Source organism: Pedobacter antarcticus, assembly GCF_900112985.1.
GTDB lineage: Bacteria > Bacteroidota > Bacteroidia > Sphingobacteriales > Sphingobacteriaceae > Pedobacter > Pedobacter antarcticus.
Map to the genome: position 1 here is coordinate 89,681 of NZ_FONS01000007.1, position 12,550 is coordinate 102,230.

Genomic DNA, 12,550 nt, shown 5'->3' on the forward strand with positions numbered 1-12,550 from the left:
AAAGTCATAGAAATGTTTTTTGTTAAAAAAATCATAGTGTAATTTGTACACTATTGAAATGGGTTGTATATTTGTATTACAAAACAAGAAATAATAAGCTTTCTGCAAGTCGTTCACCGACGCAAAAGCTATAAAGGAAAACCCGTTCATACAGGTTTATATTTGGTTAGAATAGGGATGTGTCTGGATGGAACACCCCTTTCTTTTTTTAGAAACAAATCGTAATTTCACATATATAGCATACAAACCGCGTCTAAATATATTTAGATGCGGTTTTTTCGTTTATAATGATTAGTTTCTTTATTTTAAAAACTAATAGGATCAAGCGGAAGAAGATTGTCCCTGGGAATGATCCGGTCATATAACCTCGAAAAGGAACTGAACTGTGGTTTGATTTTCTAAAAGTACTAGAATGTGATTGCTCTTGTCGAGGGTAAGATATTTTCAAAGCCCTTATTTGATAGTTTTTAATTGTAGAGTAGCCATCAAAATGCTACGCAACAATTTTCCTGAATCTAAAAACCGGCTTATTTTTTCGTAAATTTGAATTGAAAATTAATTTATCAATGAGCAAATTAAAGATCAGTGATTTTGGCCCTATAAAAAACGGTTATCAGCAAGATGATGGATGGTTCGATATAAAAAAGGTAACAGTCTTTATTGGTAATCAAGGTTCTGGGAAAAGTACAGTAGCTAAACTATATTCAACAATTAGCTGGATAGAAAAAGCCTTGGTTAGGGGAGATATACGTGAGAAGGACATTCTCAAAAAAGGACAGTTTATTACTTACTGCTCTTACCAAAACATTGGCGATTATTTCAAGCCAAATACGGTTATTGAATATAAGGGTAGAGCATTTCATCTATCTTATAAAAACGAGGAGGTAACTATTCTTAAAAATGAGAAAAACGGTTATTCTTTTCCGAAAATCATGTATGTTCCAGCTGAAAGGAATTTTATCAGTGCGGTACGCAATGTGAAGAATTTGAAAGGTCTGTCCAGTACTATTTATACTTTCTCAGATGAATTCATTAAAGCCGTTGAAGAACTCCGTGGACCCCTGGATTTGCCGATAAATAATGTCAAATTCGAATATCAAAAGCTAAACGAATTATCTTCAATAGTAGGAGAAGATTATAAAATAAGGCTCTCAACTGCATCTAGTGGTTTTCAGTCCTTTGTACCGCTTTACATTGTGAGTAAATATCTGGCTGAAACGCTAAAAAACAGGAACAGCCATGCGGTTCGAGAATTAAGTATAGAGGAAGAGAACAGAATTAAGAGCGAGATAGAACAGATACTTTCGAATGAAAATCTGTCTGATGAGGTAAAACAAGCTTCTTTAGAATATCTTTCTTCAAGATTTAGTTATTCATGTTTCATAAATATTGTTGAAGAGCCGGAGCAGAATTTATTTCCATCTTCGCAACAACACATATTAAATAGTTTGTTAGGTTTTAATAATCTAAATAGAGCTAACCAGTTGGTGATGACTACGCATAGTCCTTATCTAATCAATTATTTAACATTAGCAGTAAAGGCTGGGATTATAAAGAATAATCTAAGTGACAATGCGATTTCCAGACTTGATGAAATTGTTCCTATAGGGTCAACAATTTTTGCTGATGATTTGATAGTGTACGAATTGAATGAACTTGAAGGTTCGATAGCTAAGTTGGAAACTTACAAGGGGCTTCCTTCTGATGAGAATAAATTGAATGAAGAATTAGGCGAAAGCAATGAACTTTACGCCCGTTTATTAGAAATTCAGAAAGGTTTATGAGTATAGATTTTTCAGTAGCTAAATGTCAGGACAGTTCTAGGAAAAGGCTTTTTGGTATTTGCGATGACCCAGCGCCAGCGACCAACAGAGCCTATTTAGATGAAGAAAATGGTGCTAAATGGATAGTAGTAGTGCAAAATGAATATGAGTATGATGTTTTGTTTACCGCGATTGATCATTGTATACAAGTACCTCCAAGACCAGACAACGGTAGACCATCGAAACGATGTGACGGTATGCTCAGCTATAATGAAACCGTAATTTTTGTTGAACTTAAAGAGCGAGCTCAATTTGGAACAGATTGGATAAGGGATGCTGAAAAACAACTAAAAACAACAATTGCTCACTTTGAGACGACGGAGCTAGTCGAAGACTTCAAGGATAAGAAAGCATATGCTGCCAATAGCGAACATCCTAAATCAAAACAAGGCCATTTGGTGCGCATAGAAAAGTTTTTTGAAGATACTGGTTATGTACTTAGGCTACAAAATAGGATAACTGTAGAGTAGAGCTTAATCATGGATTATGAGCTTTTTGATCAGGATCAGGTAACATTATAAGAATCAGTTCTGTTCATGTCATCATACCCATACTGCAACAACATCCATGAGCACATTCCTTGCCTGCTGGTCAATGTTATCCAAGCCAAATTCATCTCGATAAGCAGTTCAGTTTTTTGAATCTGCATGTACTTTCAAGACTCTTCATAAATTTAAATGAATTGTTCTTTAAGTAACAGTACACCAACCTTTAACATCATTAAAATCTTTTAAAGACAACTCGTACTCTATTGGTTTTAAAAATATCTTTGCATCTTCCGTAAAGCTGGAGGAGGTCACTAGAATGGCTTGGGTGTATCTTCCAGCACTTTTAACGCCATATATGATCCGCGAACCAATTCAACACCTACTTTAGAATCTTCTTTATGTTTTTCACATTCCACCTTCAGGCTTATCTGTAGTGCACCAATATTCTCGGCATCACCAGAAGCGAATAACAATGGATAGATATCCTTTAAAGGATTATATTTAGAAAGACCCTTAGTTCCGTCTATCGCGTTAATCTTTCATTTAAGTTAGTTTTGGGTTATCAGCGAAATTTGTAGCATGACTTTGATTGAATCCGTTCTAGATCTTAAGAAAAAATTAGATGAATTATGTCCCATAACCCCTGAAACGGAAGCTAGAATTATGGAAAAATTCCGATTAGATTGGAATTATCACTCTAATAAAATAGAAGGTAATATGCTTACCTATGGTGAGACAAAGGCCTTATTGCTATTTGGAATTACTGCTCAAGGCAAGCCTTTACAAGATCATATCGAAATAACAAGACATAATGAAAGCTATAAAATGGATTTCAGATATAATTCATAGAGAATTTCCGCTGAATCAGAATTTTATCAGAGAACTTCGTGTTTTATTGTTGAAGGAATCATATGTGGTTGATGCAATTACTCCCAGTGGCTTGCCTACAAAACGTGCTGTTCAAGTTGGTAAATATAAAACAAGTCCAAATCATGTACTCACAAAAACGGGAGAGATATTTAGATTTACCTCTCTGGAAGAAACCGCAGCATTAATGAATGATTTAATGGATTGGTATAAAGAAAAATCTATTTCTGGTGACATAAATCCAATACTATTTGCAGCGGAATTTCATTATAAGTTTATAAGAATTCATCCATTCGATGACGGAAATGGGCGAACAGCCAGGATTTTCAGCGTCTGTTTCCTTATGATTATAAGGTATTTAAGATGCCGAATGGTGAATTTGACTATCAATCAAAAATCACTTTTGAATTTGGCTTATTTGAATTTACAGTAAAAAATAGCTCCGGTGAAATCGTTTATGTGAGAAAATACGGAGAGCAGCTAAGCAATTTGGAAATTGAAAAAATTGTGAAAGAAGAAGCGAATAAGCATAAAAAAATGATAGAAGATAAATTGAAACAATTGAACCAATCAAAATAATTATCAGTCACTTTGTAAGGATTTTAAATATGTGATCACCTTTTGACTTAAGGCGATCACATATTTCCCTATTTAAAGGAGTTATTTAAAGCTTTTCCAATTTTGTCGACATCAGCCTCAATTGTTTTTTTGACAGCAGGTTTAACTGCGCTGTCAATCTTAGCTTCGAGCTTAATTGCATCTGCATTATTTACAACTGTGATATCGAATTTGTTATCACCAAATTTGTAGCTTGCAGAAAACTCTTCGATATTTTTTTCTGTTGTTTTTCCGAATTCATAGCTGTCGCTTAATTCATCAAATGCAGCTTTAACTTCCTGTAAGATAAATTCAGTCTGAAGGCTCAGGTCATTTACAATGATTTTTGTAGCTTCTAAAGCTTTCTTCAGGTTAGCATCAGATTTAGCAGTCTGGGCAATATCTTCCAGTGTCTCTAATAAATCCTCGCTATATAAGATTTCTTTTTTATCGGTAATAAAAATGGAGGCGATTTTATCGGTATCATCAAATAATTGCTTTACATGAATTGAATCGTTCCCGTCTTTGATAATTGATACACTTTCTGACTGCTCGTCAACTTTGGAATCCGCTATCGCATTTTTGATCACGTTTACAATATGTTTCAGAACAGGGTATTGTTTAATTTCGCTCATTATTTTTAGATGTTATTTTTAGCAAAGATAGCTAAACGGTGAAATTATTCTAATTGATTATAAGATCTTATGCGCTGAGTGCAATAATGGGATTGTGTTTACTCCGTCTGATCAGTTTTAATGTTTTATTTTTTCAATACTCCCAATTCATTTAAAATATTGTAAGCTATCTCTGTACGAGCCGGTCCGAAGTTTGGAACCTTGTCTTTTGACTGGACGCAATTTGAAAAATAATAAACATTGTCTGCAGTTGTAATATAGCCAACGTACCATCCAACATACTGCTCATTCTGTTTACCTGAACCCGTCTTTGATCTGACTGTGGAACCTGAATGCTCCTGGACGATCATTATACGCTTCACAATATCCATACTGCGGGAGGAGAAAGGCAGATCATTGTCATTTAGTTTTTTTAAGAATCCAATTTGCTGTAGAGGCGAAATACGTAATCCACCCCATAGCCAAAAGCCATCTATTCCGCCTGAAATATCTGCGTTACCATAGGCAGCCTTCTGAAGCCAATATTGCATACGTTTTTCTCCGACACGTTTAGCTAATTCCTGATAAAACCAAACAGTAGAATTTTTGAAAGCATTTTTCATGTCTGTATCTGCATTCCATTCCCGATTTTGTCTCGGTTTTTTATCCCATTCAAGCACAACATTTTCATTTTCGATTACACCTTCTTCCAATGAGATTAATGAATTGCATATTTTAAATGTCGATGCCGGTGTAAATGGTGTGTTGCGCTGACTTTCATTGTATATGGTGTATTTATCGTTTTTCTGATCGTACAAAATAAAAGAGCCCTCAACCTGGTACTGATCGTAGAATTTTTGAAGATCGGGCCTATTGTTTGTCTGTCCTGTAGAATAAGTGGAGCTCAGCAGGGCAGAGGTGAACAGAATTAGTAGTAACGTATGTTTGGAACTTAACCAGGCACTCTTCATATTTCTGGTTTAAAAGCGTGTGTATACTGCTAGTTGAGCAATGTTATTCATGGTATTACGACTTGCACCTTTGGACGACTGATTCATATAACCTAATTCTATATCCAGTTTTGGACTGAATCTGTAACCAGCTGCCAGATAAGCTCTATTTTGGTCGAATACATATCCATTTAATTCATTTTTATGCTGAATGTTTAAGAATACTTCATTCTGTATGGCAGCGAAAGGTCCTTTATTAAAGTTTTGTTTGTCTTTTTGAAGTGGTAAAATTATCCTGAAGAAATATCTGAAGCGCTGTGCAAATAAATCTTCATTATTTGCGCGTTCTATAAAACGTTGTTCTAATCTGAACCGATGGCTAAAGTTTGCCGTACTGACTTTATGCTTATAGATGTATTGTTCCCAAATTCTATGTTCGGTTAAAGTTCCGATTCCAGAGGAAGAGGGGTTAAACGTTTCGTTCAGCAAGTAACCCAAAGTAAGCTGACTTTTTTTGTTGATATCATAGGTGACACCCGGGCGGAACATCAGGTTTCTAACGCGGTCGAATTGATCTGCTGAGCGTAACTGGACATCCATATAGGCACCCCATTTGTCGTTTATTTTGGTGTTATTCATTAGAAACAGCCAGCCGGAATGCTGTTTGATAGTTTGGGCTAATAAGGTCGTACTAATTGTACAAAGGAGCGTGATCAAAAATAAGGTAAGGCGCATACGTGAAATGTAGTTATAAAGGTTTCAATTGCTTAATTAGCTAAGATAATAAATTCCGTGAATCGGTTTTCTAAGTTTGATCGGATATCGGTTTTAGTTGAGATGCTGTTGAGTCGGTGTTGAGTCGGTGTTGAAAGGGTATTGAATGGCTAAATTACCCACTCAACACCCTTTCAATACTGTCTCAATAACCTCTCAACTCAGGACTAAACCTTTTCCAAACGCAAAAGCTGTACTTTATTCGATGAAATTATTAGCTTTGATTTTAACCTAAACCAATTCATGAAAAAAATTACGTTGCTCCTGCTGATGCTTTTATCAGGTACAGGTGTGTTCGCCCAGGGCATGTTTGCACTATTTAACCGTTCAGAGGATTTTTTTAAACTACTCGAGGAAGGTAAGTTTACTGATGCTCAGAACTATTTTGATCCGACGCTGAAGGATAAAGTGAAAATCGAAGAATTACAAAAGTTATGGTCCGATCTTAGAACTAATCTGGGTGAGTTTGAACTTGCAGATCCGGTGAAAAGTAAGACTGAAGGGGAGTACTTTACGGTTACTGTTGAGGCGAAGTTTGCCCGTGCCACACAGGCTTTTTTGCTCGCTTATAATAAAGAGGAAAAAATGGTTGGCTTTTTTCTCCAGCCTAAATCAAACGCTGCTGTATATCTGAATCCTGCCTATGCTAATCCTGCATTATACACGGAGAAAAACATTAGTGTTAATACGCCGGGCCATGAACTTGCAGCGGTATTAACAGTGCCGGCAGAAGGAACTAATTTTCCGATGGTCGTACTTGTACATGGTTCGGGGCCGTCAGATATGGATGAAACTATGGGGCCTAATAAACCTTTTAAAGATCTTGCTGCCGGACTAGCTGCCAAAGGAATTGCCAGCATCCGTTATGTAAAACGTACTATGGTTTATGCCGGAGAGTTTTCTGGCGTATTTACGGTGAAGGAAGAAACTATAGATGACGCAGCCGCAGCTCTGAAAATTGCCTTGCAGACACCAGGTGTAGATAAAAAACAAGTTTATATATTAGGGCACAGTCTTGGAGGAATGCTGGCGCCAAGGATCGCAGCCCTGGTTCCTGAAACCAAGGGGATTATTCTTGCAGCAGCGCCGGCAAGAAAGATGGTTGACATTCTTATAGAGCAAAACCAGTATTTGTATGATCATTCGAAAGACACTACCGCACAGACCAAAGCGCAGCTTGATTTTGCACTTAAAGCTTTAGAACAGGGGAGAATAAACCAGCTCGGTCAGCTTAAAGCAGATTCAGTGATACTTGGGCTGCCGGCTTCTTATTGGGTAGATCTGAATCAATATAATCAGGTTGAAGCAGCTCAGAAATTAAACAAACGCATTCTTGTCATTCAAGGCGAACAGGATTTTCAGGTCGGTGTTAAGGATTATGAAATTTGGAAGGCCGCATTAGATAAAAAGAAAAATGCGACGCTCAAATTGTATCCTGACCTGAACCATTTGCTCAGTTCTCAGGTGGAGAAAGGTGACCTTCGTCAGTACGATTCACCTTCGAGTGTCTCAGAAACTTTTATTAATGATATCGTCGCCTGGATCAAAGGCGGATAGACATAAAAAAGAAAGCCTGAATTTTATAAATTCAGGCTTTCTTTTTTTACAAGGATATTATAAATACGGGCCAGGCTTATTGTTTTGTCCACAGACGGATAATCTGATCAAATAATACCTGACTAATGATGCCAGCAGGTTCAGCTATCCATTCTTCTTGCTGATTTTTACTGATTTCAAAATTTTCAAATCCATCTATAGAGACAGCATGGCTTGTCTGGTCATCTTCGGTCAATGTGTGGATCGCTACGGGTAAAGTCTTTTTACCATCGATGATCTCAAACTTCTCTACTTTATAGCCCATATTAGATTAGGATTGTTGACGGTCCTTATAAGTTTTAAGCAGACTTAACAGATATAAATCTGGCTTAGGCATAGTAATGACTGTGCCTTCTTCCTTATCCTGTGCTTGTTTTAAATACTGCGCTTTAATCTTTCCCCAATCTCTTGAGTATTGTTTGATAAATGTTTCTACGAATTGTTTATCTGTGAAATTTTCTGGAAGCTCATCAAGTACGGTCTTGATTTTTTCTTCTTTTCTGCTAACGATTGCCATATATATTGAATTGAGAAGCTCCTGATTATCCCGGAACTTCTGTCCTTTTTACGGGATAGCTGTAAAGGTATAACAATCCTGGAAAACACAACATGTCAAATTTTGAGAATGGAAATATTTATTATCTTGTGAACAATGTATCTCCGGTTTTTATTATCTGTAATTTTAGCATCATTGACTTGTTTTCCTGTTTTGGCACAGCAGGAGCAGATCCAATTTTCTACGCTGGATATATCAAGAGGTCTTTCACATAACCAGGTTAACGCAATTCTCAAAGATGAAAAAGGTTGGATGTGGTTTGGAACTCTGGCCGGACTTAACAGATTCGACGGTTATTCTGTAAAGGTGTTCAAACATGATCCAAGAGATAGTACATCTATAACAGACGATTTTATTACCAGGATATTTGAATTGCCATTCGGCATGCTTTATCTGGAAACCAGAGGTGGGCCAAGTATTTATGACCCGGTTACTGAGACATTTAGCAGGGATGTCAAACCGTTTTTTAAAAGGATAGGAATTCCAGTCAGCAATATATCTGATGCAGTAAAAGATTCCAAAGGTAATTTCTGGTTCAATGCCGGTGTTGAAGGTCTTTATAAATATACCACTGCTACCAAGCAGGTATTCAGTCTGCAAGGGAAAAATAAGGTTGGAGCTGGTTTTTTAAAAACGCCGGTTGTCGCCCTTTTTAATGACGATAACGGTTGGGTCTGGACTATTCATGAAGATAAAACGATACAAAAGCTGGATCCTGGAACAGGTAAGGTTGTAGAACAAATTCTGCAGTTTAAACAACCTTTAACTGGTTTTTCCAAAGATTACAGGATGTTTGCAGATAAAAAAGGAGGTCTGTGGATTTATACACTGAATAAGCAGGATGGCATCCAGTATTATAATACCAAAACCGGCGAAAAGAAATTTATTAATAAAGGGCCGGGAGGATTAAATAACAATCTGATTAATCATATCCTGGAAGACAATAACGGCCTAATCTGGATTGCCACTGATCATGGTGGGATAAACCTGATTGATCAGAAGAGTTTTAAAATCCGTTATCTGGTCAACAAAGAAAATGATCCTAAAAGTATCGGACAAAACAGTGTATTGAGCATGTACCGCGACGATACGGGTATTATCTGGTTGGGTACTTTCAAAAAAGGGATCAGTTTTTATCATGAAAAAATACTAAAATTTCCACTTTACCGGCACCAGGATGCTCCTGACGGACTTACTTATGAAGATGTAAACAGATTTGCTGAAGATCAGTCGGGCAATCTCTGGATTGGCACCAATGGAGGTGGGCTGTTTAATTTCAATCGCAAAACCGGGAAATTCAAACGGTATAAGCACGAATCGGGTAATGCTAACAGTCTGAGTAACGATATCATTGTTAGTTTATACATAGATCGGCAGCAAGTCCTTTGGATAGGTACTTATTTCGGTGGGCTGGACAGCTTTGACGGTAAGAAATTTAAAAATTATAAGCATCAGCAGGGTGTACCCGGCAGTCTCACCGATGACCGGGTCTGGGATATATTAGAAGATGGAGACGATAATTTATGGGTTGCTACGTTAAGCGGCGGTTTAGATAAACTAGATCGCAGCACCGACAAGTTCAGTCATTTAAAAGCAGGAGTGAAAAATAGTATACGTTCTGATTTTATTTCCTGTCTGCTGGAAGATAAAAAGGGAAATCTCTGGATCGGTACTTCTGAGGGGATTGATGTGCGCAGTAAAAGTGGGAATTTCAGACACTACGACAGTAAGGATAAAAAAAACTACGCGCTCATTAATAATATCGTATACGACCTGATGGAGGACAGCCGGGGTTTTATCTGGGTGGCCACACGTGATGGTATTAGCCGCATTAATCCTGTAAACGGGCATATTCGTAATTTCGATTCTAAAAATGGCCTGACCGAACAGGCCACGCTGAAGATTATAGAAGACAATTCTGGAAACTTATGGATTAGTACCGCGAAGGGTTTATTTAATGTATTGATTAAACCCGACGGGCAGGGTGATTTTAATTACTCTTTTCGCCGTTTTGATGAGCATGATGGATTACAGGGCAGTGCTTTTAATGCTAATGCCGGATTTAAGACCAGGGCCGGAGAAATCTTATTTGGCGGGGCAAATGGATTTAATTTGTTCAAACCCGAGCAAATTCTGAGTGATCAGACGACGCCTCAGATTGTACTGACCGGATTACAGCTAGCCAATCGCGATATCGCAATCGGGGAACCGGATGGTGGAAATATCATCCTGAAATCTGCAATTAATAATATCCAAAAGCTCGAACTACATTATGACCAGAACAACTTTGCCCTGAGTTTTGCTGCATTAAATTACTTTAGTCCCAGCAAGATCCGGTATCAGTATATGCTGGAAGGTTTTGATGATTTATGGCAGGACCAGCAGGCAGGTAGCAGAATAGCAACTTATACCAATATAGATCCTGGAGAATATGTATTTAAAGTACGATCGACAAATGCTGGTGGGGAATGGGTTAAAAATGAGATCCGTCTACCTGTCCGGATTTTGCCGCCTTTCTGGCGTACACCTGCCGCTTATTTTATTTACTGCTGCGCATTTGCAGGGACGTTACTGTTTATCCGTCACCGGGGAATACAAAAAATAAAGAGGGCCTATTTGCTGGAGCAGGAAAGACAGCAGGCTAAAAGGATACACGATCTTGACTTGCTTAAAATTAAATTTTTAACCAATGTCAGTCATGAATTCAGAACACCTCTTTCCTTGATTATTACACCGATGGATAAGCTCATCCGGCAGGCAGATGAGCGAGAGAAACCACAGCTTCAAATGATTTTACGCAACGGTAAACGTTTGCTGAATTTAGTCAATCAGTTACTGGATTTCAGAAAGATGGAGGTAAGTGAGCTCAAACTACAAACCCGAAAGGCAGATTTAATTGGGTTTATCAGAGAACTGGTTTATTCCTTTAGCGATGTGGCAGAAGGTAAGCATATCTCGCTCAGTTTTCAGACAAACGGCAATGAACTGATAACTTCTTTTGACCAGGATAAAATGGAGAGAATTGTCTTCAACCTCCTATCTAATGCTTTTAAGTTTACACCACAAGATGGGGTGGTTCAGGTTGATCTGGAGGTGAAGCCATTACAGGGGAATGAGTTTACGGTAGTTTTGAAAATAACCGACACAGGCATTGGTATTTCCGCTGAAAAACAAAACAGAATATTTGAACGGTTTTTTCAGGATGATGTACCTCATTCTTTGGTTAACCAGGGGAGCGGTATTGGTTTAGCGATTACCCGTGAATTTGTTAGACTGCATGGAGGTACAATTGAGGTAGAGAGCACGATTGATCAGGGAAGTATATTCACAGTCATATTCAAATTTACACAGGAACTTGATGGCAGTCCAATAACACAACGCTTCTCTTCTGCATCTGAACGTATCGAAATCTCGCGGGAGACACCCGTCATTATCGCCGACATTAACAGGAAGAATAAAAAACCGGTTGTGATACTTATTGAGGATAATGAAGATTTCCGGTTTTACCTGAAAGATAATTTACAGGAGTATTTTCAGATCGCAGAGGCGGGAAATGGGCTGGAAGGCTGGCAGAAGATTATTTCAATTCATCCTGATTTGGTGGTTAGTGACGTAAGTATGCCAGAAATGAACGGCATTGATCTTTGCCGTAAAATCCGTGCAGACAAACGGACAACACATTTGCCTGTAATCCTTTTAACTGCGTTGAGTACAGAAGACCAGCAGTTAACAGGCTTGGATACGGGTGCAAATGATTATATGACCAAGCCGTTTAATTTCGAAATCCTACTGTCTAAAATAAAAAACTTGTTGAGTCAGCAGGAGATCTCCCGGAAAACTTATCTCAAACAGGTGGAATTGAAACCCGCCGATGCGGAGATTGAGTCTGTAGATGATAAATTCATTCGTCAGATCGGAATGCATCTGGAGAAAAATCTGCAGGACTCAAATTATACTGTAGATCAGTTGAGTGCAGATATGAATATGAGCAGGGTAGGTTTATACAAAAAAATTCTGCCGCTTACAGGCCGTTCTCCACTGGAATATATTCGTTTTTACAGACTACTCAAATCTAAGCCCCTGTTGCGTAAATCACAGCTGACAATTGCGGAAATTGCCTATGCTGTCGGCTTTAGTAACCCTAAACAATTTAGTAAATATTTTAAACAGGAATTCGGTACGCTTCCTTCGGTATATGCAGGCCAGGACAGCGAATAATGCCTTTTACATTACTATTAGGTTGGTTTTGTTAACATTTGAATACCTAATTGTTATCATTTGAATG

The 12,550-nt window shown here is 37.8% G+C and carries 12 protein-coding genes; 6 read left to right on the forward strand and 6 right to left on the reverse strand.

From position 1 onward, the window contains the following. Positions 1 to 566: 566 nt before the first annotated feature. A complete protein-coding gene (locus tag BM192_RS14885) occupies positions 567 to 1,784 on the forward strand; it encodes an ATP-binding protein (RefSeq protein ID WP_037437972.1) in 1,218 nt (405 codons plus the stop codon). Continuing rightward, the gene (locus tag BM192_RS14890; protein WP_037437970.1) at positions 1,781 to 2,293 is read left to right on the forward strand and encodes a hypothetical protein; all 513 of its coding nucleotides are present in this window, start codon (positions 1,781 to 1,783) and stop codon (positions 2,291 to 2,293) included. Before BM192_RS14885 ends, BM192_RS14890 begins: the two co-directional genes overlap by 4 nt. Before the next feature lie 329 nt (positions 2,294 to 2,622). Here BM192_RS14890 and BM192_RS20965 read toward each other — a convergent pair whose 3' ends face one another. Continuing rightward, complete coding sequence (locus BM192_RS20965) at positions 2,623 to 2,784, reverse strand: hypothetical protein (protein WP_157282743.1); 162 nt, start codon at positions 2,782 to 2,784, stop codon at positions 2,623 to 2,625. 106 nt (positions 2,785 to 2,890) lie between these two features. Here BM192_RS20965 and BM192_RS21065 point away from each other — a divergent pair, with 106 nt between their 5' ends. After that, positions 2,891 to 3,160 carry a Fic family protein gene (locus tag BM192_RS21065; RefSeq protein WP_051759506.1) on the forward strand — a complete coding sequence of 90 codons (270 nt, stop codon included), beginning with the start codon at positions 2,891 to 2,893 and terminating at the stop codon, positions 3,158 to 3,160. Continuing rightward, on the forward strand, positions 3,123 to 3,611 hold the full coding sequence (locus tag BM192_RS14900; protein ID WP_051759505.1) for a Fic family protein: 489 nt from the start codon (positions 3,123 to 3,125) through the stop codon (positions 3,609 to 3,611). Before BM192_RS21065 ends, BM192_RS14900 begins: the two co-directional genes overlap by 38 nt. 214 nt (positions 3,612 to 3,825) lie before the next feature. Here the strand turns inward: BM192_RS14900 and BM192_RS14905 are convergent, their stop codons facing one another. From BM192_RS14905 to BM192_RS14915, 3 genes are all read right to left on the reverse strand, one after another. Then, positions 3,826 to 4,410 carry a hypothetical protein gene (locus BM192_RS14905; protein ID WP_037437969.1) on the reverse strand — a complete coding sequence of 195 codons (585 nt, stop codon included), beginning with the start codon at positions 4,408 to 4,410 and terminating at the stop codon, positions 3,826 to 3,828. A 125-nt stretch (positions 4,411 to 4,535) separates the two neighbouring features. Beyond that, positions 4,536 to 5,360: a class D beta-lactamase gene (blaOXA, locus tag BM192_RS14910; protein WP_051759503.1), complete on the reverse strand. Its 825-nt coding sequence runs from the start codon at positions 5,358 to 5,360 to the stop codon at positions 4,536 to 4,538. 9 nt (positions 5,361 to 5,369) lie between these two features. After that, a complete protein-coding gene (locus BM192_RS14915; protein ID WP_037437967.1) occupies positions 5,370 to 6,074 on the reverse strand; it encodes a DUF2490 domain-containing protein in 705 nt (234 codons plus the stop codon). Positions 6,075 to 6,356: 282 nt separating this feature from the next. Between BM192_RS14915 and BM192_RS14920 the strand changes: the two genes are divergently transcribed. Continuing rightward, positions 6,357 to 7,670, forward strand: coding sequence for an alpha/beta fold hydrolase (locus tag BM192_RS14920; RefSeq protein WP_037437966.1), 1,314 nt, complete (start codon positions 6,357 to 6,359; stop codon positions 7,668 to 7,670). A 76-nt stretch (positions 7,671 to 7,746) separates the two neighbouring features. On the opposite strand, the gene BM192_RS14925 is transcribed toward BM192_RS14920, so the two are convergent. Together BM192_RS14925 and BM192_RS14930 are read right to left on the reverse strand one after the other, a co-directional pair. Further along, entirely contained in the window at positions 7,747 to 7,974 is a 228-nt protein-coding gene (locus BM192_RS14925; protein WP_037437965.1) for a hypothetical protein, read from the reverse strand. 6 nt (positions 7,975 to 7,980) lie between these two features. Beyond that, positions 7,981 to 8,226, reverse strand: a complete 246-nt coding sequence (locus BM192_RS14930) for a hypothetical protein (protein WP_037437964.1) — start codon at positions 8,224 to 8,226, stop codon at positions 7,981 to 7,983. 174 nt (positions 8,227 to 8,400) lie between these two features. Between BM192_RS14930 and BM192_RS14935 the strand changes: the two genes are divergently transcribed. After that, the gene (locus BM192_RS14935; RefSeq protein ID WP_234797568.1) at positions 8,401 to 12,483 is read left to right on the forward strand and encodes a hybrid sensor histidine kinase/response regulator transcription factor; all 4,083 of its coding nucleotides are present in this window, start codon (positions 8,401 to 8,403) and stop codon (positions 12,481 to 12,483) included. Positions 12,484 to 12,550 lie beyond the last annotated feature (67 nt).

Excerpts from the sequence above, each read along its gene's own strand:
- BM192_RS14885 (WP_037437972.1), top strand. The coding sequence starts at position 567 with ATGAGCAAATTAAAGATCAGTGATTTTGGCCCTATAAAAAACGGTTAT.
- BM192_RS14890 (WP_037437970.1), top strand. The coding sequence starts at position 1,781 with ATGAGTATAGATTTTTCAGTAGCTAAATGTCAGGACAGTTCTAGGAAA.
- BM192_RS21065 (WP_051759506.1), top strand. The coding sequence starts at position 2,891 with ATGACTTTGATTGAATCCGTTCTAGATCTTAAGAAAAAATTAGATGAA.
- BM192_RS14900 (WP_051759505.1), top strand. The coding sequence starts at position 3,123 with ATGAAAGCTATAAAATGGATTTCAGATATAATTCATAGAGAATTTCCG.
- BM192_RS14905 (WP_037437969.1), bottom strand. The coding sequence starts at position 4,410 with ATGAGCGAAATTAAACAATACCCTGTTCTGAAACATATTGTAAACGTG.
- blaOXA (WP_051759503.1), bottom strand. The coding sequence starts at position 5,360 with ATGAAGAGTGCCTGGTTAAGTTCCAAACATACGTTACTACTAATTCTG.
- BM192_RS14915 (WP_037437967.1), bottom strand. The coding sequence starts at position 6,074 with ATGCGCCTTACCTTATTTTTGATCACGCTCCTTTGTACAATTAGTACG.
- BM192_RS14920 (WP_037437966.1), top strand. The coding sequence starts at position 6,357 with ATGAAAAAAATTACGTTGCTCCTGCTGATGCTTTTATCAGGTACAGGT.
- BM192_RS14925 (WP_037437965.1), bottom strand. The coding sequence starts at position 7,974 with ATGGGCTATAAAGTAGAGAAGTTTGAGATCATCGATGGTAAAAAGACT.
- BM192_RS14930 (WP_037437964.1), bottom strand. The coding sequence starts at position 8,226 with ATGGCAATCGTTAGCAGAAAAGAAGAAAAAATCAAGACCGTACTTGAT.